Raw genomic sequence first — 21855 nt, 5'->3', positions numbered from 1 at the left:
GTACAGTATTGCTCTCCCGTGGAAAAACGAGATTTTCTATCACAATTCACAACTTTGACTTAAATATTCTATTTTTACCCGACTAAAATTAACCCAGTGAAAGCCGTCACATTGTGCTCACAATGTCATTTTATTACATTAACAGGCGGTTTTGCGGCGCTGATCACGGTTATTACCCCACTCAAGGTGTAATTTTCCTTCATAAAGAGAATTTAGCCAAAACCGATTTTCGCTAAATTTTTTTCCAAGGATCTTATTATGACTGTTAGCAACCAACAGGAACTCGACCAACTGGTCGAACGGGTCGCCAAGGCCCAGGCACAATTTGCCAACTTTAGTCAGGAGCAGGTCGATAAAATCTTCCGCGCCGCCGCCCTGGCCGCGGCCGATGCCCGTATCTCCCTGGCCAAGATGGCGGCCAACGAAACCGGTATGGGTGTACTGGAAGATAAGGTGATCAAGAACCACTTCGCCTCCGAATACATCTACAACAAGTATAAGGATGACAAGACCTGTGGCATCCTCGAGGAAGACCCAACCTTCGGCACCATCACCATCGCCGAGCCCGTTGGCCTCATCTGCGGCATAGTGCCAACAACCAACCCAACGTCTACCGCCATCTTCAAGGCGCTGATCAGCCTCAAGACCCGTAACGGCATCATCTTCTCGCCGCACCCAAGAGCCAAGGTTTCAACCACTACCGCCGCTCGACTGGTGCTTGAGGCCGCAGTCGAAGCCGGCGCGCCGAAAGATATCATCGGCTGGATCGATGAGCCCAGCGTGGCCCTGTCTAACCAACTGATGACCCATGACAAGATCAACCTGATCCTGGCCACAGGAGGCCCAGGGATGGTGAAGGCCGCCTACTCTTCAGGCAAGCCAGCAATCGGTGTCGGCGCAGGTAACACCCCTATCGTTATCGACGAGACTGCCGACATCAAGCGCGCGGTCAGCTCTATCTTAATGTCCAAGACCTTCGATAACGGCGTGGTGTGTGCGTCAGAACAGGCCGTGGTGGTGGTCGATGCCGTATATGACGCAGTCAAAGAGCGTTTCACCAGCCATGGCGGCTACATGCTTTCAAGTAAAGAAGCCAAGGCGATGCAGAAGGTGATCCTTAAAAATGGTGCGCTCAACGCCGACATCGTAGGCCAGAGCGCGGCGACCATAGCGGCAATGGCCAACATCAAGGTGCCCGCCAGCACTAAGGTGCTGATAGGTCAGGCAACCGAGATCAGCGAAAGCGAGGCCTTCGCTCATGAGAAGCTCTCTCCGCTACTGGCCATGTACCGCGCCAGCGACTTCGACGACGCGCTCAACAAGGCCGAAGCCTTAGTGACACTGGGCGGCATAGGCCACACCTCAGGCCTCTATACCGACCAGGATACTCAGACAGAGCGGGTAAGAACTTTCGGTTTTAGAATGAAAACCGCACGTATTCTGATCAACACCCCGGCCTCACAAGGCGGCATCGGCGATCTTTACAACTTCAAGTTGGCGCCATCACTCACCCTGGGCTGTGGCTCATGGGGCGGTAATTCCATCTCAGAAAACGTAGGTCCTAGCCACCTGATCAACAAGAAAACTGTCGCCAAGCGAGCCGAAAATATGTTGTGGCATAAACTCCCCTCCTCTATCTATTTCCGCCGCGGCAGCTTGCCTATCGCCCTCGAAGAGTTAAGCGATAAGAGACGCGCGCTGATCGTTACCGACAAGTATCTGTTTAATAACGGCTACTGCGATGAGACCATCAAGATCTTGAAGTCTCAGGGCCTGGAAACCGAAGTCTTCTACGAAGTAGAGGCCGACCCAACCCTGGCAATCGTTAACCAAGGTGCCAGCGTGGCTAAGAGCTTCCAACCCGATGTGATCATCGCCCTCGGCGGTGGCTCACCTATGGATGCGGCCAAGATCATCTGGGTGATGTATGAACATCCAGAAGTCGACTTTGCCGATCTGGCGCTACGCTTCATGGACATTCGTAAGCGTATCTACAAGTTCCCTAAACTGGGCAAGAAGGCCAAGATGGTAGCGATCCCTACCACCTCAGGCACAGGTTCAGAGGTCACGCCATTTGCCGTAGTCACCGACGAACAAACCGGCATGAAATACCCAATTGCCGACTATGAGCTCACACCTAACATGGCGATCGTCGACCCTAACCTGGTGATGGACATGCCAAAGTCGCTTACCGCCTTCGGGGGTATCGACGCCATTACCCATGCGCTGGAAGCCTATGTCAGCGTGATGGCTAACGAGTACAGCGACGGTCAGGCACTGCAGGCGCTGGATCTGTTAGTTAAGTACCTACCAGACTCATACGCACTGGGCGCTCAGGCTCCAGTTGCCCGTGAGAAGGTACATAACGGCGCCACCATCGCCGGCATCGCCTTCGCCAACGCCTTCCTGGGGATCTGTCACTCTATGGCTCACAAGCTGGGCGCCGAGTTCCACCTGGCACACGGTTTGGCAAACGCCCTGCTGATCAGCAACGTGATCCGCTTTAACGCGACCGATCTACCGACCAAGCAGGCCGCTTTCAGCCAGTACGACCGACCCAAGGCCCTTTGTCGTTACGCAAAGATAGCCGAACATCTAAAATTAAAAGGCGCGACAGGCGAAGGCATTAGCGATGAAGAAAAAGTGGAAGCGTTGCTCGAAAAAATCGATGAACTCAAGAAGACGATTGGCATTCCGGCTTCGATCCAAGAAGCAGGCGTCAACGAAGCCGACTTCTTCGCTAAACTCGACGAGCTTGCCGAAGATGCCTTCGACGATCAATGTACCGGGGCAAACCCAAGATACCCATTGATTGCCGAGCTCAAGGCGATCCTCACCGCCAGCTTCTACGGTAAGAAGTATCAAGACGTCATCTAATCGCTTGAGGGACTCACGCGAGCGCTAGCATCGCGAATTACATCTCTCCTTCATAATAAAAAAGGTGCTCACAGAGCACCTTTTTTATGTCTCTATTACAGCCCCAAGCCCTACTCCTGAATAGCGATATCCAGTTGTTTTTACACATCAATAAATAAAGAAAAAGCTTTTTACCTTGACCACAAAAATTATTAGTTAGCAAGACTGTCAGCTTAGGGCTATAAGGCTTCACCCCATGCTAGGATCCTAAGCCATTGACAGCACATTTAGACTTAACGTCAGATTCAACATCAGATTCAGAACTCAAAGATATCCTGTTTGCCGACATCTGCGATCGGCTTGCGACCCATGGCTATGTTGTGCTGCACAACGTTTTGCCACAGCCTATGTTGCAACAACTGCTGGATGGCATCACAGGGATTGCCGAGGAAGACTTTAAGGCCGCCGCCATAGGTCGTCAGCAAGACCAACAGGTCGTCGAGTCGATTCGCCGGGACAAGATCTGCTGGTTAAACGAGTCGGTAGAGTTCGCCAAAGCCTATTTCGATTGGTCTGAAGAGCTGCGCCTCGCCGTCAACCGCTATCTCTATCTGGGCCTGTTCGATCAAGAAGCCATGCTGGCCTACTACGCCCCAGGTGCCTTCTATAAACGTCATCTCGACGCCTTCAGAGGCCAGACTAACCGCAAGCTCACCAGCATCCTCTATCTCAACCCCGACTGGCAACCCAGCCACGGCGGTGAGCTACTTATGTACGAAGGCGACGAAACAACCCCATTCCAAGTTGTCGAGCCAAGGTTCGGTACCATGGTGATCTTCTTAAGCGAACTCTTTCCCCACGAGGTCTCCCTGTCCCACCACGACAGATACAGCCTCACCTCTTGGTATCGCATCAACGACGGCATGCCAGGACACTAAGCGTCGCAGCATCGAAAGCAAGTCCCCAGAATTCCCCTAAGGTGTAATCCAGATGCATTTGCGAGCTCATCAATATCTGAGCTCGCGGTGAATCACACAGCAAGCTACCGACCAGCGCTCTTGCTTAGTAAATCTCCCTCGCTCCCCCAATTAAACCTATTGGCAACCTGCCAAATACGGTGCTAAGTTATTGTAAAATAAATTATCCCCTTTAGAATTTGCTAGCAAAGCTGGCCAGGTGCGCCGAGCAAGGTGCGCGTTCTTAAGAGATGAGAGATGAGAGATGATAGGGATGCCACATGAAAAAGATTCTTTGTTTACTCATTCTGAGCGTAAAGCCTGTCGCTTGAAGTGCCTGTTGCTTGAGATGACTCTCGCTTGAAATGATTGTCGCTTGAGACGCCGCTAACCGCATAGAAGATGACAAGTCATAACTGACGCCGACACTAAGATTCAATACACCCATAGTATTACACTCTGTCCCTTAAGGAGTAATGCCATAGAAGGAAACGCCCATGAGAGCCATTAAGGACATACGAATCAACAAGTTCGAACTAAAATTAGCTGACACGGATGACCCCGTTGCCGAAAAGACCAGCTGGGATCCGCTGAAATCTGGCGGCTCAAACTTTAAAACACAAGATATGGTCGAGACCCAAGGCCGGATTGTTATTAAGCACTCTGTCACGGCTATTATTTTATATTCGATGTTTTTGCTACCTGGTTTAGGGATATTTTTCATCGTCAGTCCCACCCTGTTTCTCGAAGGTGAATCTGGTGGCGGCATCGCCATGGCGATACTCGGCGCCCTATTCATCGGGGTTAGTCTCTTGATGCTCTCCAGCAAGAAGCACATGACCTTCGATAAAACCTTAGGCACCTATTTTTGCGGCAAAAATTACGATGGCTCTCAAAGAGGTGATGCCAGTCGCCAGGGACGACTCAGCGACATCTACGCATTGCAGATCATCAGTGAGTCTATACGCTCTAACAATCGCTCCTATCGCAGCTATGAGCTTAATCTGGTCTTTCGCAATGGTGAGCGAGCCAATGTGATGGATCACGGCAGCGAGTTAGAAATCGAAGCCAGCGCTAAACAGTTGGCCGCATATCTCGACCGACCACTTTGGAAAGCGACATAGATTTTTCAGGCCTCATCACAGGTTCCGCTGACGGAGATAACACGCTTAATTTGATAGGGTCTTCCTGAGAAATGACGAGCCGATAGTGATCGTCAATTTGATCTTTGCAATGCGTTATTAAGGGTTTCCATATCGGGCATCTCTTCAAATTGTGCTCCGCTGTCACCGATAATGTCCCAATGGGCTTTAGACTCAACAAACAGATGCGCGACGACACGACTATCTTTCGCATCATCGAGTAATCCGGCTGGGATCCAATACTGCTTTTTATTACTCATCAGGTGAGGGACTGTACTGCCACACTTGCTACAGAAATCAGAACGATAACCGGTTTCACTGACGTACGAATTAACAAGGGACTCACCTTTAATCCATGTAAATTGCGCTTTATTAAGAAATGTGGCGGTATCTGACGAGGAAGCAGACAACTTTCGACATAAAGAACAATGACACTGATAAAAGTGAGGAAGAGGTCCGCTTATGTAAAACTCCACATCTCCACACAGACATTTACCTTTCATCTTGACTAACTCTCCTGACACTAGGTGTACTATTAAAAGAAATCTGCAGGCCCACTGTATTGATTGTTCGAATGGAACGCGCAAAAGCGATTCGCCTCCCAAAGGATGCATATATCTGCATCGTACGCGACTGTCTTTGAAAATTGGATGTTCACTGGCTATTAGTTGTCGTGGGGCTAAGTCTATTAAATACCCATTACAAATGCGTTTGACAAAATATCATAAAATGAATCAACGAGATAAATCTTTAGCAAGATGAGGAAACACCACAAGGAGAAAGATGGAAGTGAGAATAAGCAACCGGGCACCTGATCTCGAAGAGTTCATGACTTTGCGAACTGCAGTTGGCTGGACAAACCCCGAGCCTGGACTGGTTCAACAAAGCCTGAATAACTCGCTTTTTCACGTTTGCGCCAATATCGATTCAAAGCTTGTGGGTTACGGCCGTATTGTGGGCGACGGCGCTATGTATTTTTATCTGCAAGACATAGTGATCTCACCCGAGTATCAAAACCAAGGTGTAGGCAGATCTATTATGCAAGAGATAGAGAGTTTTCTTGCAGACAACGCCCTGCCCGGCGCCACCATTGGGCTGTTGGCCGCCTGCGGTAAGGAAGCGTTTTACGCTCGATTTGGCTACAGCCCCAGAACCGGGGAACCTCTCGGACTAGGCATGTGCAAATTTGTCGAATGAGGGCGCCATATAGCCAAACGATTGCTCACCCTACCCGCTTTTCTCTGAAAGCCCATGTGAACTAGACTAGGGCAAGCTAATCGCATACAAAAAACGCCCACAAAAAAGCCAGAACTGAGTTCTGGCTTTTTAATTTTTATGATCGGGTGACTAAATTATCACCCACATCTTGCGATCGTCTATCTCGGCTTACTTCTTGGTCCAGCGATCCATCCAGCCCAGTACGTTGGCGTACCATTGCTCCAGGTTGTCTGGGTTAAGGATCCAGTGGTTCTCATCTGGGTAGATAAGCAATTCAGATGGGATCCCTTTGCGCTGCATGAAGCTAAACGCCGCCAGGCCCTGTCCGTAAGGCACACGGAAGTCTTTCTCACCATGGATCACCAGCATAGGTGTCTGCCAGTTGTCGACATAGTTAACCGGGTTAAACTTCTCGAACAGTTCCTTGTTGTCCTGGTAGGTGCCACCGAACTCATACTCAGGGAACCACAGCTCTTCTGTCACATAGTACATAGAGCGCATGTCGAACAGACCCGCGTGGTTAACCAGACACTTGAAGCCGTCGTTCCAGTTACCTTGGATCCAGTTCATCATGTAGCCGCCGTATGAACCACCCAGGGCGCAGGCGCGATCGCCATCTAGCCACTTCTGCTGAGCGGTAACCGCAGCTAGACCTTTCTGTAGATCTTCCAGCGGCTTGCCGCCCCAATCCTTAGAGATAGAGTCGGTAAAGGCCTGACCATAACCGGTAGAACCGTGGAAATCGATCATCACCACACCGTAACCGGCACCCGCCCATAGCTGCGCATTCCAGCGGCTGCTGAATGAGTTGCCGAATGAGCCTTGTGGGCCACCGTGTACCAGGAAGGCAACGGGATACTTCTTACCTTGCTTGTAGTTAGCAGGCTTGATCCAGTAACCATAGACCTCTTCGTTGTTCCAGCCCTTGAAGCTGAACTGTTCAAACTCGCCAAACTTGATCTTAGCCAGGTTGTCTTTGTTCACCTCGGTCAGGCGATTTACATTCTGACCGTCCAAAGACATCGTATAGAGATCGCCCGGCTCAACCAGACTCTTGTGGTTGAAGACGATCTTGTCGCCTGTCACACCCAGGATGCTGTTGCTGCCGTCGTTGTGTAGCGTCTTCACGTCACCAAATTGAGTGTTGACCTCGAAGATGCTTACCTGACCCAGATCCTGCGCAGTCACGTAAAGTGTGCGGTTATCTGCGCCGAAAGTCAGCGAGCTTGGGCTGCGATCCCACAGCGGCGCCACTTCTTTCTCTTGGCCGGTCACAGTGTCACGCAGCATGACGCGGTAACGGTCCGCCTCGAAGCCAGGCTTGCTCATGGCCAGATAAGCCAGGTAACGGCCGTCGGCCGAGAAGGTTGGCTGTGCGTCCCACGCCTTGTTGCTCTCGGTCAGGTTTTTCGCCTCACCACCCAGCACGGAAACCTGCCACAGGTCGTAGTTGGTTTCCCAAGCCTGTGACTTGCTCGGCGCCTTGGCGCTGTAGACCACATACTTACCGTCTGGGGTAAAGGTCACCTCTTCCATGCCAGAAAATGGCAGTGGTGGGGTTTCGGTATCCAGGCCTTTAGTCACATCCACGGCAGTGTCGATCATCTTGCCGTCTAGTTTTGCCACAAACAGGTGGCTGCGGCTATGATCGCCCCAGGTATCCCAGTGGCGCACCATCAGCTGCTTGTATTCGCGGCCGGTAGATTTGCGCTCGGCTTCTTGCTCTCGCTTGTCGGCGGTGCACTTCAAGGTGTCACACTCAGGGTAGACACGCATGTTCATCACGACCTGAGCGCCATCTTGAGACAGCTTAAAGCCTTCAACGTCCAGCGGCAGATTAGAGATCTTAACCGCTTCGCCGCCATCGAGTGCCAGCTCATACAGTTGTGAGCTGCCATCGCGCGCCGCCAGGAAGTAGATCTTCTTATCGTCTGCGCTAAAGGCAACGCTATGCTCAGTGCCTTTGGCCGAGGTCAGGCGTTTTACCTTGCCATCGGTCAGCGACTGAAGATAAAGGTCAGATTGCGCATCACCCTTATCATCAAATTTTTTAACTGCATACACGATTTTAGTGCCGTCATTAGACAGTGCACTGGAATGCAGCTTATTCATTTTAACGAGATGTTGTACCTTGAAAGGCTCTGGTGCTGCGGCGTGAGCGCCAGACACCAGGCCGGCTGTCGCCAAGGCAAGTATGATTGCAGTTTTTTTCATTGTTATAGTCATCTTTATGGTTGAACGGCAAGGCGACAATGCTTAATGCTAAGAAATGGCGCCTAAAGCCAAAAAGTGTCGCCAAAATACGCAACAGACACTAAACAAAAATGGGGGGTTAAGCAAGTCGTCTGACTCACCTAAAACCCACCCACTTCTTCATGCTTTACTCTGGGTTAGGCAAGTTTGACGCGCCAGGTCGCAGGGCCGGTTTCGTGGGCATTGACCCCTTCGCTGTCTACGGCAACGGTCACCGGCATATCGGTCACGTCGAACTCGTAGATGGCTTCCATACCTAAGTCTTCGAAAGCAACAACGCGTGACTTCTTGATCGCCTTAGACACCAGGTAAGCGGCGCCGCCGACGGCCATCAGGTAAACCGCCTTGTGCTTCTTGATAGACTCGACGGTGGCCGGGCCACGCTCAGCCTTGCCAATCATGCCCATCAGACCTGTCTTATCCAGCATCAGGTCAGTGAACTTATCCATGCGGGTCGCCGTCGTTGGACCGGCTGGGCCAACCACTTCGTCACCCACAGGATCGACCGGACCAACGTAGTAGATAAACTTACCGGTGAAATCGACGCCTTCTGGCAGGCCTTCACCGCTCTCGATAAGGGTTTGAATGCGCTTGTGCGCCGCGTCACGACCGGTCAACATCTTACCGTTTAGCAGCAGCACATCACCGCTCTTCCACTGCTCGATGTCAGCTTGGGTAACAGTATTAAGATCCACGCGGCGTACGCCCTCGCCCGCTTCGCGGGTGATCTCTGGCCAATCTTCCAGCTTAGGCGTCTCCAGCTCTGCTGGGCCTGAACCATCTAGGTGGAAGTGTACGTGGCGAGTCGCCGCGCAGTTAGGGATCATCACCACAGGCTTTGAGGCCGCGTGGGTTGGCGCCGATTTGATCTTGATATCCAGCACAGTAGTCAGACCGCCAAGGCCCTGGGCACCTATGCCTAGCTTGTTGGCACGCTCGAAGATATCCAGACGCAGCTTCTCTTCGGCGGTTTCGGCGCCCTTGGCTTGCAGTTCGTGAATGTCGACAGGATCCATCAGGGCCTCTTTGGCCATCACGGCCGCCTTCTCGGCTGTGCCGCCGATGCCTATGCCCAGCATGCCTGGAGGACACCAGCCGGCGCCCATAGTCGGTAGTGTCTTCTCGACCCACTCGGCGATATCGTCAGATGGGTTAAGCATCACCATCTTAGACTTGTTTTCCGATCCACCGCCCTTAGCGGCGATGGCGACTTCGACATGGTTACCCGGCACCATCTCAACGTGTACCACAGATGGCGTGTTGTCTTTGGTGTTCTTGCGGCCACCGGCTGGATCGGCAACGATAGAGGCGCGCAGCGGGTTATCTGGGTTGGTGTAGGCGCGTCTTACCCCTTCATCCACCATCTGCTGCACTGTCATGTCTGTCTTGTCCCACTTGACGCCCATGCCGATCTTAACGAAACAGGTCACGATACCTGTATCTTGACACAGCGGGCGCTTGCCTTCGGCGGACATACGAGAGTTGATCAAGATCTGCGCGATAGCATCTTTTGCCGCCGCACTCTCTTCACGCTCATAAGCCTCGGCCATGGCATCAACGAAATCTTTAGGGTGGTAATAGGAGATATATTGTAGTGCGTCGGCGACACTCTCGATGAGGTCCGCTTGCTTGATGATGGGCTGTTCTATAGTCACAGACATTTCCTTACTCACGTTTTGGTTATTCACCGCCCTTTTGCAGGGTCGCGTATTTTTTTTGAATCCGTTCACAATATGATACTCTTTCGCGACTTTTAGGGGAACATCACATTTTAGATAAGGGTTATCGATGGATATTTCGTCGACTCAAGGCGTTGCACTGCAAAAGTTAGACTGGCAACTCTCCACCATTGAGGTATTTGACTGCTTCGCTCACCTGCCTTGGGCCATACTGCTGGACTCCGCCGGCGCAGATCATATAGACGCCCGGTACGACATCATCAGCTTCGATCCCCTGGCCACCATCACCAGCCAGGATGGTGTCACCCAAACCAGGCATCTGCGTCCCACTGCGGCTAGTGCTACAGAAGAAAACCGTTATAAAAACAATGATGAAACTAGCCAGGACGATCCCTTCTCGATATTGCAAGCGGCGATAGCCGACTATTTCCCAATTCAGCATGCCTGTGAGCTGCCCTTCAGCGGCGGCGCCCTGGGCACCTTTAATTATGATCTGGGCAGACGCATAGAGAAGCTCCCAGCCACTGCAGCCCAAGATATCGAACTTCCCGAGATGAATGTCGGCCTCTATGACTGGGCGCTGCTGTTTTGCTACCAGAGTCAGACATGGTCTCTGGTGCACTATCGAGGTGAAACGGCGCTTAAAGAACGCCTAGCAGACATTGAGGCTAGGTTAAGTTCGCGGTCAAGCGAACAAGCCAATGGTGAGAAGTTTGCCCTGAGCCGTGACTGGCAGCCACAGATCACGAAAGACGAATACAGAGACAAGTTTGATCGGGTGCAGGACTATCTGCACAGCGGCGATTGCTATCAGATCAACCTGACTCAACGCTTCGAGGCAGAATATCGCGGTGATGAGTGGCAGGCCTACCTGAAACTCAGGGCCAGCAACAAGGCGCCCTTCTCTGCCTTTATCCGCCTGGATAAGCACGCCATCCTCTCCATTTCGCCGGAGCGCTTCATCAAGCTTAAGGCCGATGCCATAGAAACCAAACCCATCAAGGGCACCATGGCGCGATCTAGCGACGCCCAGGCCGATAAGGCCGCCGCCGAAGCCCTGGCGGCATCGGAGAAGGATCGCGCCGAAAACCTGATGATCGTGGATCTGCTGCGTAACGATATCGGCAAGGTGGCAAGCCCTGGCAGCGTGCGGGTGCCCCATCTGTTTGCCATCGAGAGCTTCCCGGCGGTGCATCATCTGGTAAGCACTGTCACCGCCAATCTGGCTGCCCCCAACAGTCCCTGCGATCTATTAAGGGCAGCATTTCCCGGTGGCTCAATCACGGGCGCACCTAAAATCCGCGCCATGGAGATCATCGAAGAGTTGGAGCCATCGCGCCGTAGCCTCTACTGTGGCTCCATCGGCTACATCAGCCAGGACAGGCAGATGGATACCAGCATCACCATACGCACCCTGGTGGCCGAGCCACCACGTCTCTACTGCTGGGCGGGTGGCGGCATAGTAGCCGACTCGCAGGTCGATGCCGAATATCAGGAGAGTTATGATAAGGTGAGTAAGATCCTCCCCGTGCTGAGTCACTGACAAGTAATTAGGCAAATATGACACTGGACGAGTTTAAACGGCGCTACGCTCTGCACCAATTGCCCACTGACACAGGGCCGCAGATCCATCGCACATTGCGACAGGCCGCCGTGCTCGTTCCTCTGATGGAAGCCAGTGGTCAGCTTGAACTGCTGCTCACTCGCCGGCCCACCCACCTCAGGGCCCATCCGGGGCAGATAAGCTTCCCCGGCGGCAAGGTTGAAGAGAGTGACGCCAGTTACGCCGACACCGCCCTGCGTGAGGCGTTTGAGGAGATAGCCCTACCGCGAGACAATGTCGAGGTGCTGGGCCAATACCCCATGTTTAACACCTTCACCGGCTTTGCCATCACCCCTATCATAGGTGTGATAAGAGAAGCTTTTGAGCCTGTGCTCGATCCCGGCGAGGTGGATGAGCTGTTCAGCGTGCCCCTGAGTTTCCTGTTAAATCCTACCAATCGCATTCAGAAGCAGTTTTCCCGCCGCGGCGTGAATTACCCCGTCTACTTCATCCCCTATGGCGATTATTTTATCTGGGGCGCCACCGCCGCCATGATAGACAGGCTCTGTCGCCAGATAGGCAATGAACAACCGCTCTAAACCCTGTCGTTACAAAAATGGCTAAGCCCACTCCAAATAAGAGCTAAGCCCCAGCTAGCCCACACTACGAAAACCTCTTGGCGTACATGTGCCAGCAAATAGTGAATACAGCGAAAATAAATGTGCTGAAGCCCTAGACGAAGAACTAGACAAAAAACTTAAGATAGAGACCTGCCGCGGTAGAGGTTAACAAGAGCAGCGGGATATTAAACCAGTAGCCCATGCGGCTGTGGTGGGCCACATAGAAATTAAAGGCCAGGTTGATCAAACTGATGGCGGCGCAGCTCCAGATCACATACTCCAGCCTCAGGGTGATGGTGGGATCCCAGGTAAGACGCACGCTCGCCCCTTTACTGAGAAAGTAGCCCACGGCGCGATCCGGTCTGGCCTCACCAAAGAGCAGTAATGCGTACACGGCCAAGGACCAACCTAAGATCGACAAGGTGCCTAAAAAAATCTGGAAAATTTTGACTTTTTTCATTTAGCCCACTGAATTAACTGGCCATATTTTAAGCATAACAAGCTTTCCAGCCTAACACCATTCACGGATAAACAGCAGATTAAGGCCGCTTTTTCACGGCGCTTACGCCTGCCTTAGCTGAAATGCCCATTTTATTTGCCTTTAGGCCAATCTATCTGCTGTTTTTCCCTTGAGAAAAGCCACCAGCAAGGTAATATAAACCTCCAAAATTTTTAATAAAACGTTTCGTTGGAGAACTAAGCAACAATGAGCATTGCATCTGTCGCTTCTGTATTTAAGGGTGATTTTGCGGTTGGTTCGCAAGTTACCGTTCGCGGTTGGGTAAGAACTCGCCGAGATTCCAAGGCCGGCATCTCTTTTCTTGCCGTATATGATGGTTCCTGTTTTGATCCCATTCAGGGCGTTGTGCCAAATAGCTTAGACAATTATAACGACGAAATCTTACGCCTCACGGCCGGTTGCTCAGTCGTGATGACGGGTGAACTGGTAGAGAGCCCTGGTAAGGGTCAAGCATTTGAGATGCAAGTGACTAAGGTTGAGGTTACGGGTTGGGTTGAAGATCCTGATACCTACCCTATGGCGGCCAAGCGTCACTCAATCGAGCATCTGCGCGAACTGGCTCACCTGCGTCCACGCACCAACATCATTGGCGCCGTGGCCCGTGTGCGTAACTGTCTGTCTCACGCCATCCACAACTTCTATAACGAAGAAGGCTTCATCTGGGTATCTACCCCGCTGATCACCGCTTCTGACTGTGAAGGTGCCGGTGAGATGTTCCGCGTCTCGACATTGGATCTGGAAAACCTGCCACGCACCGACGATGGCAAGGTCGATTTCAGCGAAGACTTCTTCGGTAAGGAATCTTTCCTGACGGTATCGGGTCAGCTCAACGGCGAAACCTACGCCTGTGCACTATCTAAGATCTATACCTTCGGCCCGACCTTCCGCGCCGAAAACTCAAACACCAGCCGCCATCTGGCTGAGTTCTGGATGGTTGAGCCGGAAGTGGCCTTCGCCGATCTGAACGATGTTGCCGGTCTGGCCGAGCGTATGCTGAAGTACTGTTTCCGCGCCGTGCTTAACGAGCGCCGTGACGATCTCGAGTTCTTCGCCCAGCGCGTCGACAAGACGGTTATCGAGCGTCTAGAAAACTTCGTCAACAGCGATTTCGCTCAGGTGGATTACACCGACGCCATCGAGATCCTCAAGGCCTGTGGCAAGAAGTTCGAATTTGACGTCGAATGGGGTATCGATCTGCAGTCTGAGCATGAGCGCTACCTGGCGGAAGAGCACTTCAAGGCACCTGTGGTCGTGAAGAACTATCCAAAAGATATCAAAGCCTTCTACATGCGCCTCAACGAAGATGGCAAGACAGTTGCGGCCATGGACGTACTGGCTCCTGGCATCGGTGAGATCATCGGTGGTGCCCAGCGTGAAGAGCGTCTGGACGTGCTAGATACCCGTCTGGACGAGATGGGTCTGAGCAAGGAAGATTACTGGTGGTATCGTGACCTGCGCCGCTACGGCACTGTGCCACACTCAGGCTTCGGTCTGGGCTTCGAGCGTCTGGTCTCTTACGTGACCGGTGTATCGAACATCCGCGACGTGATCCCATTCCCACGTGCGCCTAAGTCAGCGAACTTCTAAAGCCAGTTCTGCAAAAAAACGCCCTACGGGGCGTTTTTTATTGACGCAGGTTTCAGATAGCAATTTCTTTGGGCTAATGCCCAATTAAGGTGTGAAGCACGCAACCACTACATTTAATCAAACCACCGTAAACACTTAATTTAACCCAAACAAAAAATGCCAAGCGTGCTGAATCACTCTTAAATGTTTGTTATATTAATTAGTTGACACAATTTCGATGGTACTACTTCTTTCCTTAGAGTATTTTCTCTCGATATGACTCGGTAGATTACAATCTAAGTATTCAATTGCCCTTTTATCCATCCTACAGCCAAAAATGATAGATTTAATCCATTCCGGCTCATAGGACACAATTGAGAACTTATCGGTCTTTTTTTGTACTAGGTGGTTCATTCCATTCCCGAACTGAACTCTATGTTCTCCTTCATATTCCCATGCATCGAGTTTTACTTTAAGCGCTTTCCAAATATTCCGTCCAACTTCGTCGTTATTCAGTAATCCAAACTGCATCTTGATAACATCCAATAGTTCGAATGTTGCTATCTCACTTTGGTAAGTTACTCGCTCTGCGTTGATTTTTGTTGCATCCCACTCTAAGCAAAAGCCTTTATGCGAGTTCGCATAATGAGACCACATAAGGTTGTTATCAGGCTTATCTGCTAAACAAAAGAATAAATAACTATCAAACCTTTCATTTACTCTCCTTTTGAAATCAGCAAAATTACGTTTACCATTTTCTCCAAGGAATACTTCTTTGAACTCACGTTTATGAGCTCCTTTAAGCATTGAGTATGTTTTCTTTAACTCAAGCTTGTCCGGCACTCGAAAATCAATTTTAGAGTCGAAAAGATCATTAAAGTTACCTCTAGTTGAAAATGTAACTTGATTATTCAATGCGTTGATTATTGCATACTCTTTATCCAGATTATCGAAATCATACACTGGACAATACTTATATAAAGATTTCACGAGAGCTCCAAATTAATATAACTTTTTATTAGTGCTCCTGCGCATCTATTTGGCAAAACGTGCATGCGCATCTGATAAACCTATTGTTGATGGCTTACTAAACTAAAGTCATTGATTTAACGACACTCTAGCAAAATCCTGCCGGATAAACGAGCATTACAGTCATGCCGTATCAACAGCACCAGAATGGGCAAGGTGAGCGTTGATATTGGCTCGCTAGCGCACCTTAAATATCTGAGGGCTGATCATAGAAAACTAGCCATGAAAAGCTGTTCATGAAAGCTAGCCACGGATGATATGGTGAACGGTACCCTGACCGACGAGAAAGGTCTCAGCCTCCTCCCCCTGTAACATGGCCAGAGTCGCCAGCATACCGGCGACCACACACTGTGGGGCAAACACACTCACCGATAGCGGTGCACCAATTATCGGATATCCAGTGCTGGGGTCGATGATGTGGCCATAACGTTTACCTTGGTGCAGTAGATAACGCCGGGAGTGTCCGCTGGTAGCCAGCGCGCCAGATTTCAGCGTCACCACACGTGCGGGGGTATCTAGCTTGTGGGGATCTTCAATGCCTATCTGCCAGGGCTGCTCGCAACCGGGAGAGGCAATCATGTCTCCGCCAAGATTCACTAAGAGATCATATTCGGGCAGTTCATGTCGCAGCACCTCTATGGCCCTATCGGCGGCATACTCCTTGGCTATCCCGCCGAGATCGATCCCCATCCCATCGGGTAAAAAGAGGCGCTGCTCCTCGATAATCAGCCGCTCGAAGCCTACTTGAGCAAGCGCTGCCTCTATCTGGCTGTCACTCGGCGGGACTGCACTCTCTCCAACGCCGAATGGCCAGAGGGCCAATAAGGGCTCTGCGGTCACATCAAAACAGCCTTGGCTAAGTCGGTAGCAATGCTCGGCAAACCTGAGTAGTCCAAGGGTTTCATCGCTGATCGCTTGCCAGTCTCCGGCGCCGCGATTGATTTGAGTTAATACGCTGTTCTCGCTAAAACGGTTGTACTTAGCCTCGATGCGCTTAACCTCGACCATGGCGCGGTTAAAGGCCTGAGTTATTCGCTCTAGGCCAGTCTTGTCACCTTGAGTCTTGTCACCTTGCGCCTTGCATACTGCTTGCTTAGGACGCGCCAGGAACTCACAGCGACTGGCCATGGCCATAAACTCGCCTTTGAGCCCCTTAAGGTTCTTGTGATCATATTGGCTATCGGCGAAAGCATGGTCGCTTTCAACTGAGGCGACCACCTGTTGATTGTCTAAATCAACGAGCGGCGACAGTTTGAGTCCTTCATCTGTTGAGATCAAAATCGCATTCCAAATTGCAGCACGATCGCATCGAGGCGCGGGAACTGATCGAAACTGGCGAGCTCACCTGGCAACTCGACACCCGGGTTTTGTGGGCGCTGCTGATAGTAGGCGAGACGCACACTGGCCTGCATCCCCTGCTCTAGCCTCTGGCCATATTTGACGCCTATTGTATAGGTCTGCATCTTACCCAGACGATGATCCGCCGAGGCGAACTCGGGCAAGGGTTCACCCTCGGTGAGATAGAGATGGTAAAACTCGGCCGCATCCTGCAGATAAACCCTAAACTGCCATTGCCAATAGGCGGCGCCGCTAAGGTTGTAGCGATAACGGGCGTCTAAGGTGTGGGCCTGCAGCGACCAGTCATCATTACTGTAGCGATAGGAGAAGGTGAGCGTGCCGCTATCCAAGGCGCCCTTGGTCATCAAATAGAGGTTGTGCTTGAGTCGCTCGTCAGGGCGCTGCTCATAGTGGTAACCAAGCGCCTGCCCTCTACTATCGACCCGGCTAACCACCTTGTAGGCATCATTTAGATAACCATTGACGGCCGAGAGGCCATAACTAAGCTGGGCCTGCCAGCGACGATTCAGGGTTTGGGTGATGCCCATATTGAGATCTAAGGTTCGCTTGAGGGCGCTGTCATAAAAACGGGTGTCATCGAATGCCTGCCTGAACTCGGCCTCGCTGGCAAAGTCTTTACGAAACACCATCTCACTCATCCCAACGGGCCGCCCGCCCACTGGATTGACGATATCGAAATAGTAGGCCGCGCCGGCAAACACCTGGGTATTGCTCTGATTGAAGGAGTGCTCGAGCCCTGCATTGACACCGAGTGAGGTGTAATCATATTCGCGAGAGAGATACCCACCGAGGCTTGCCTGCCACTTGGCAGAGAAGAGATGCTGCCAATTGGCGCTGAGCTGCAAGCGGGTATCTTTGAAGGTGTCATCCAACGGCAGTTCTCCGGCTCTCGCCTGATAGACGCCGGTACCCGAAGGCCGGGCAAAGCTTTGGGGGCTTGCCTGGATCACTGCGCCATTGGCCGAGGCGCCAGTTAGGGCGTCCAGTGCTATCTTGCCGCGAATAACATTGGCATCATCGAGCGCCTGACGATAGTTGATGATCCCTTCTGCCGCCGTGACTCTGTCCTGCTCCTGATAGTAGACCAGGGCCGCATCTATGGTCGCGCCGGCGAGCGGATCGATCGCTTGTTCCTCTTGCTCTACGGCGTTATCACGCGTCTGGGCGGCTCGTTCGCCTGCAAGCGCATTGTCACTGGTTACCGCCGTGCCGACACCGAGAAACAGGCTGCTGGCCATCAGCAGAGATGCCATCACAGACTCGCTTTCTAGCGAGGCACTTTTTGCAGAAACGTTTGTTACCGAGGCGCTTTTTAGCGATTCACTTTTTAGCAAAGCGCTTTCTACTGTCCCGAGTTGATTTGGTGTCGGCCTGTCCTTCATGTCGCTCAAGCGATCATCCTTATTACCTGTTAGCTCTTAAAACAACCTAGTTACAACCGCAGCCACCACCGGCAAGGGTACGGCCGCCGCTGGCGCCCTCCTTACTGAAATAGATATGATCTTCTATCGCCATATCCAGCTCATCGGCCTCTAGCTGCATATCCTCCCGGGCAAACTGTCCCCGCTCCCAGGGCTTTACGCCGAGATTAGCGCAACCAGACAGCAGCGCTACCAAGATGAGCAGCAGCGTTAAATCAGTTCGCATCGGCTGACCTCTTCTTCAACAAAGATTGGATCTCCTGCTCGACGGCAACTTGCTTGGACTTGAAGAAGCCCAGATGCTCGCTGACCAAGTGCCCGTCTCTATCAAACAGATAACTGCTGGGCATCCCCTGCAGATTAAAGTGGCCGGCCACCTCCCCCTTGGGATCGTAGAGGATATCGAAGCTAGTGTTGAAATCGGCCAGAAAGGGCCCTGCCATCTCACTCTCTTCATCGAGATTGATCGCCACGATCGCCAGCCCCTTGTCGCCATAACGCTGATGCATCAGCTCCATCCAGGGAAAGGAGTCGCGACAGGGTGCGCACCAGGAGGCCCAGAAATCCACATAGACCACCTTGCCCTTATAGGACTCAAGAAACACGCGCTCGCCACTTTGTGTCTTGGCGCTCAAGTCCAGACGCGGCGCAGCGTGACTCGTCAGCACCATAGACAGACATACGAGCATTGCCATCAATAGCCAAAGACACTTGGCCATCATGGGGGATCTCATTCTCCCCTCTACCGACGGCTGAACGCCTTGCATCTTCTGTTCTCGTGACATCACAAATCCTTCACAGCTGGTTAAACACTTTCTTTATAGCTTGTACCGGGCGTTTACTAACAAAAATCTCCTATCTTATTAACGAGGTTAGCAAAAAATCATGGTATTAGGACAGGGAAAGATGCTGTTGTCACGACTTAGCAAGAAAGAGTATGCGTTATGAAAACACCTGAGCGAACACCCTTTTTTAGTCAAGGCTACTCAATGTAAGTCGAGCCAAGAGAGATAACAGACGCTGGCCTTAACGCCGTTTCGATTAAACCAATCCAGCCAGATTGTCTGATTATCTCTTAGGGCATCTCCCGGGCCCTTCACCTCGATAAGCTCGGCTGTGACTCTGTTATGAGCTAAGCTTGGTGCCCCGTCATCGGTTGCTTGATTCTCTGTTGCTAGAAGCTCAGTTGCTGGACGTTCGGCAGTTATATGAAAACAGATGAGATCCGGAAAGCCCGCGCGGTAATAGCGAAGATCGAACAGCATATGTCGAAATAGTTTCGCCAGAAAGGCGCCGCTGAATGCTGTCAGCGCCAGCTGCAGTAACAGGGGGGTCTGATCCTTGTCTCGGCATTGGGCTGATTCCAACCCTAAGTCATCAAAGCTTAACTCCTCAAACAATGGCCAGTGCACCCAGTCGTTGGTGATGCCGCGTTTTTGATGAAAATGCTCCATGATCATCTGGGTGTCACCCGCGGCTACTGCCGCGAGTCTCTTATCTATCGCTTGTTTGCGCCTTGGATAGAACTCACTCTGGTACATGTCGCTCGGCCTACTTTGGTAGGGATTGGCAAAGGCTCCCCGCACATCGGCGAAGATGATGTCCCAGAAGGCCAGGCCGAACAGGCTGCAGAAGAGGCGGTTCTCTACCTCGACACAAAGCCGCAGCGGCTCACCCTGCATAGTGCTCAGGTGTCTGGCGGCGCATTGCTCGACACGCTGGGCGTTTGACTCTTCGCCTTCTAGGCTCTCATCGGTAGCTGTGCGCTGACACTCAAGCTTGAAGGTATCAAACTCCCCTTGCCAAGGCTTGGGCGCCTCCCGTCCCAGGCTGCGATGAAGGCTTTTCTGCAAACGCCTGGCGACCAGACGTTCACTCTCCTCCAAAGGTTCCGCTAACATCAACTCAACTAGCCCTAACGCCTCATCATCACGGCCAAGCTTATTCAGGCAGCGCGCCCGGCGCTCCCGGCTCGGCGGTCTCTCGGTGTTTCCATACAGAGCTAAGGCGCGCTCAAAATGACCCAAACGCTCTAATTGGCGCGCCGCCATTAACCAGAGCCCCTGGGTCATGCGGTTAAGCTTTTCATTCGCAGTCTCTTTAGAGAAATCGGGCAGCTCGGTGAGCATCTGGCAAAATGAATCAAATTTTTCGATACTAATGTCACTGGGCCTACCGCTTAGTCCACCCTCCTCAAACTCTTCGTATAGGCTAGACAAGCTATACAAACCTTCTATCTCGACTCGTGTATTGAAGCTTCGGCTGGCTATACTGGTCGAGTAGACTTCAAAATTATGAATGCCAAGATCGGCCAAAATAAACTGACTCAAGGACTGACTCATGCGCTCGAAATAGAGTAATTCGAAGCGGCGATAGACAGCCTGAGGGCTAAGGCGGAACCAATACTCCTCAGGTGCCAGTTTGCTTAGCAATTGTGGTAACAAACCTTCAGCTTGAGCATACTGGATAAGCTCACTCTTCTTTAACCGTTTGATATCCTTTTGCATTTTATAGGCGTCAATCCCCCTTTCCTCAGACAATGCCCCTTCTCGCACCGATGGCTCATTTGTCTCAATCAAGGCTTGGCTTGTCTCTGCCAAGGCCTGGCTCAGCTCCGTCTTAGTGCTCTTGTGCAGCAGCCAGGACTCATCGGGCTGCTCATAGCAGATAAGACTTTTCTTACAAAGCTCGGAGATGGCCCCTGGAACCCCTTCGATCTCACTGTAATTTAGCTGAGCCTTACAGAACCAGGGGCCCTTGCGGGAGATAAGCCTGACAAGCAGACACTGGGCATCAGGGGTCAAAGCTGAGAAGGTATCGATGAAGCCAAGCTCAACCTCATCGAGGAGATCGCCATAGCGACGGGCGACGCCCTCAAGCATGAGCTGAAAATTGCTGAGGTAGTAATAGGTCGGTAGCACCTTCGCCGTGCTTAACGCTGCTCCACTTATCCTTACCGGTTTTTTAACCCCTACTGGCTTTTCGTTCTCTCGCTGCTTCATTGAGGTTCAGGTCTCTATATCGTGTTCGCGCGGTCTTGGTCGCTCTGCCTTGACCAATTCTCTTCCACTAAGCAGCGATTATACTCTTAGTGGTGATTCCTTTTATAACAGCCTCTACAAGCCTATTTACTCGCTTACTTAAAAGCCTATTTACAAGCATGAGAAGTTGAAGCACTCTTAGCAAAATAACAAAAAGTGCCGCAATTTGGCGATAAAAATAGCGTAGGAAAATTGATCATGTGGATTCAAGTCGAGATAAATCTAGCCCCGAGACAACGCGGTTATCATCTGATCACCGAAGAGATCTATCGCGCCGCTCCCCAGCTTAGCGAGATTAAAATAGGTCTCGCCCATCTCCTGTTACAGCATACTTCGGCGGGACTCACCCTCAACGAGAATGCCGACCCCAGCGTGCGGGAGGACTTCGAGCGCTTCTTTAACCGTCTGGTGCCGGAGAATGAGCCCTACTACACCCATACCTATGAGGGTGATGACGACATGCCGGCGCACCTTAAATCATCCCTGCTGGGCTGCGAGCTTACCCTGCCGATCACCGACGGCGAGTTTAATCTGGGTACCTGGCAAGGGGTCTACCTGTGTGAGGCCCGCAACCGCGCCAGTGGCCGCACCTTAATACTCACCATTCAGGGCGAGTAGCCCCTACCCATCTGTAACTGGCGGTTCGGTGGAT

18 protein-coding genes are annotated in these 21855 nt (G+C 51.7%); 8 read left to right on the top strand and 10 right to left on the bottom strand.

Going from position 1 to position 21855, the window contains the following annotated elements:
* The first annotated feature begins 258 nt into the window (after positions 1–258).
* From adhE to K0H80_RS09700, 3 genes are all read left to right on the top strand, one after another.
* Positions 259–2877, top strand: a complete 2619-nt coding sequence (adhE, locus tag K0H80_RS09710; protein WP_220073826.1) for a bifunctional acetaldehyde-CoA/alcohol dehydrogenase — start codon at positions 259–261, stop codon at positions 2875–2877.
* Between the two features lie 254 nt (positions 2878–3131).
* A complete protein-coding gene (locus K0H80_RS09705) occupies positions 3132–3794 on the top strand; it encodes a 2OG-Fe(II) oxygenase (RefSeq protein WP_220073825.1) in 663 nt (220 codons plus the stop codon).
* Positions 3795–4309: 515 nt separating this feature from the next.
* Positions 4310–4936, top strand: coding sequence for a hypothetical protein (locus tag K0H80_RS09700; RefSeq protein ID WP_220073824.1), 627 nt, complete (start codon positions 4310–4312; stop codon positions 4934–4936).
* Positions 4937–5028: 92 nt separating this feature from the next.
* On the opposite strand, the gene K0H80_RS09695 is transcribed toward K0H80_RS09700, so the two are convergent.
* Positions 5029–5457, bottom strand: coding sequence for a GFA family protein (locus tag K0H80_RS09695; RefSeq protein WP_220073823.1), 429 nt, complete (start codon positions 5455–5457; stop codon positions 5029–5031).
* Between the two features lie 280 nt (positions 5458–5737).
* Between K0H80_RS09695 and K0H80_RS09690 the strand changes: the two genes are divergently transcribed.
* Entirely contained in the window at positions 5738–6151 is a 414-nt protein-coding gene (locus K0H80_RS09690) for a GNAT family N-acetyltransferase (RefSeq protein ID WP_220073822.1), read from the top strand.
* Between the two features lie 189 nt (positions 6152–6340).
* Here K0H80_RS09690 and K0H80_RS09685 read toward each other — a convergent pair whose 3' ends face one another.
* A complete protein-coding gene (locus tag K0H80_RS09685; RefSeq protein WP_220045121.1) occupies positions 6341–8386 on the bottom strand; it encodes a dipeptidyl-peptidase 5 in 2046 nt (681 codons plus the stop codon).
* Positions 8387–8562: 176 nt separating this feature from the next.
* Positions 8563–10086 carry a fumarate hydratase gene (locus K0H80_RS09680; RefSeq protein ID WP_011865702.1) on the bottom strand — a complete coding sequence of 508 codons (1524 nt, stop codon included), beginning with the start codon at positions 10084–10086 and terminating at the stop codon, positions 8563–8565.
* A gap of 127 nt (positions 10087–10213) precedes the next feature.
* On the opposite strand from K0H80_RS09680, the gene pabB reads away from it, so the two are divergent.
* Together pabB and K0H80_RS09670 are read left to right on the top strand one after the other, a co-directional pair.
* Positions 10214–11647 carry an aminodeoxychorismate synthase component I gene (gene pabB, locus K0H80_RS09675; RefSeq protein ID WP_220073821.1) on the top strand — a complete coding sequence of 478 codons (1434 nt, stop codon included), beginning with the start codon at positions 10214–10216 and terminating at the stop codon, positions 11645–11647.
* 17 nt (positions 11648–11664) lie between these two features.
* Positions 11665–12246 (top strand): CoA pyrophosphatase, encoded by a 582-nt coding sequence (locus K0H80_RS09670; RefSeq protein ID WP_220073820.1) that lies wholly within the window; start codon positions 11665–11667, stop codon positions 12244–12246.
* A gap of 145 nt (positions 12247–12391) precedes the next feature.
* On the opposite strand, the gene K0H80_RS09665 is transcribed toward K0H80_RS09670, so the two are convergent.
* On the bottom strand, positions 12392–12727 hold the full coding sequence (locus K0H80_RS09665; protein ID WP_011865699.1) for a hypothetical protein: 336 nt from the start codon (positions 12725–12727) through the stop codon (positions 12392–12394).
* A 246-nt stretch (positions 12728–12973) separates the two neighbouring features.
* On the opposite strand from K0H80_RS09665, the gene asnS reads away from it, so the two are divergent.
* Positions 12974–14374 carry an asparagine--tRNA ligase gene (asnS, locus tag K0H80_RS09660; protein ID WP_220073819.1) on the top strand — a complete coding sequence of 467 codons (1401 nt, stop codon included), beginning with the start codon at positions 12974–12976 and terminating at the stop codon, positions 14372–14374.
* Between the two features lie 195 nt (positions 14375–14569).
* Here the strand turns inward: asnS and K0H80_RS09655 are convergent, their stop codons facing one another.
* The 6 genes from K0H80_RS09655 to K0H80_RS09630 form a co-directional block, all read right to left on the bottom strand.
* Positions 14570–15343 (bottom strand): DUF2971 domain-containing protein, encoded by a 774-nt coding sequence (locus tag K0H80_RS09655; RefSeq protein ID WP_258406221.1) that lies wholly within the window; start codon positions 15341–15343, stop codon positions 14570–14572.
* Between the two features lie 282 nt (positions 15344–15625).
* Positions 15626–16660: an FAD:protein FMN transferase gene (locus tag K0H80_RS09650; RefSeq protein ID WP_220073818.1), complete on the bottom strand. Its 1035-nt coding sequence runs from the start codon at positions 16658–16660 to the stop codon at positions 15626–15628.
* On the bottom strand, positions 16657–17994 hold the full coding sequence (locus tag K0H80_RS09645; RefSeq protein WP_258406245.1) for a DUF3570 domain-containing protein: 1338 nt from the start codon (positions 17992–17994) through the stop codon (positions 16657–16659). Before K0H80_RS09645 ends, K0H80_RS09650 begins: the two co-directional genes overlap by 4 nt.
* Positions 17995–18169: 175 nt before the next feature.
* Complete coding sequence (locus tag K0H80_RS09640; RefSeq protein WP_220058257.1) at positions 18170–18388, bottom strand: DUF4266 domain-containing protein; 219 nt, start codon at positions 18386–18388, stop codon at positions 18170–18172.
* A complete protein-coding gene (locus tag K0H80_RS09635; protein WP_220073817.1) occupies positions 18378–18947 on the bottom strand; it encodes a TlpA disulfide reductase family protein in 570 nt (189 codons plus the stop codon). Before K0H80_RS09635 ends, K0H80_RS09640 begins: the two co-directional genes overlap by 11 nt.
* A gap of 201 nt (positions 18948–19148) precedes the next feature.
* Positions 19149–21083 carry a VRR-NUC domain-containing protein gene (locus K0H80_RS09630; protein ID WP_220073816.1) on the bottom strand — a complete coding sequence of 645 codons (1935 nt, stop codon included), beginning with the start codon at positions 21081–21083 and terminating at the stop codon, positions 19149–19151.
* Positions 21084–21401: 318 nt separating this feature from the next.
* Between K0H80_RS09630 and K0H80_RS09625 the strand changes: the two genes are divergently transcribed.
* Complete coding sequence (locus K0H80_RS09625; RefSeq protein ID WP_011865691.1) at positions 21402–21821, top strand: secondary thiamine-phosphate synthase enzyme YjbQ; 420 nt, start codon at positions 21402–21404, stop codon at positions 21819–21821.
* Positions 21822–21855: the final 34 nt, after the last annotated feature.

Origin of the sequence: Shewanella aegiceratis, assembly GCF_019457495.1 — a bacterium.
Taxonomy (GTDB): Bacteria; Pseudomonadota; Gammaproteobacteria; order Enterobacterales; family Shewanellaceae; genus Shewanella; species Shewanella loihica.
Note: the sequence above shows the minus strand (reverse complement) of the source record. Positions and strands in the feature narration are given on the sequence as shown.

Excerpts from the sequence above, each read along its gene's own strand:
- K0H80_RS09695 (WP_220073823.1), bottom strand. The coding sequence starts at position 5,457 with ATGAAAGGTAAATGTCTGTGTGGAGATGTGGAGTTTTACATAAGCGGA.
- K0H80_RS09635 (WP_220073817.1), bottom strand. The coding sequence starts at position 18,947 with ATGTCACGAGAACAGAAGATGCAAGGCGTTCAGCCGTCGGTAGAGGGG.
- asnS (WP_220073819.1), top strand. The coding sequence starts at position 12,974 with ATGAGCATTGCATCTGTCGCTTCTGTATTTAAGGGTGATTTTGCGGTT.
- K0H80_RS09700 (WP_220073824.1), top strand. The coding sequence starts at position 4,310 with ATGAGAGCCATTAAGGACATACGAATCAACAAGTTCGAACTAAAATTA.
- K0H80_RS09625 (WP_011865691.1), top strand. The coding sequence starts at position 21,402 with ATGTGGATTCAAGTCGAGATAAATCTAGCCCCGAGACAACGCGGTTAT.
- K0H80_RS09680 (WP_011865702.1), bottom strand. The coding sequence starts at position 10,086 with ATGTCTGTGACTATAGAACAGCCCATCATCAAGCAAGCGGACCTCATC.
- K0H80_RS09645 (WP_258406245.1), bottom strand. The coding sequence starts at position 17,994 with ATGGCATCTCTGCTGATGGCCAGCAGCCTGTTTCTCGGTGTCGGCACG.
- K0H80_RS09665 (WP_011865699.1), bottom strand. The coding sequence starts at position 12,727 with ATGAAAAAAGTCAAAATTTTCCAGATTTTTTTAGGCACCTTGTCGATC.
- pabB (WP_220073821.1), top strand. The coding sequence starts at position 10,214 with ATGGATATTTCGTCGACTCAAGGCGTTGCACTGCAAAAGTTAGACTGG.
- adhE (WP_220073826.1), top strand. The coding sequence starts at position 259 with ATGACTGTTAGCAACCAACAGGAACTCGACCAACTGGTCGAACGGGTC.
- K0H80_RS09640 (WP_220058257.1), bottom strand. The coding sequence starts at position 18,388 with ATGCGAACTGATTTAACGCTGCTGCTCATCTTGGTAGCGCTGCTGTCT.
- K0H80_RS09690 (WP_220073822.1), top strand. The coding sequence starts at position 5,738 with ATGGAAGTGAGAATAAGCAACCGGGCACCTGATCTCGAAGAGTTCATG.
- K0H80_RS09685 (WP_220045121.1), bottom strand. The coding sequence starts at position 8,386 with ATGAAAAAAACTGCAATCATACTTGCCTTGGCGACAGCCGGCCTGGTG.
- K0H80_RS09670 (WP_220073820.1), top strand. The coding sequence starts at position 11,665 with ATGACACTGGACGAGTTTAAACGGCGCTACGCTCTGCACCAATTGCCC.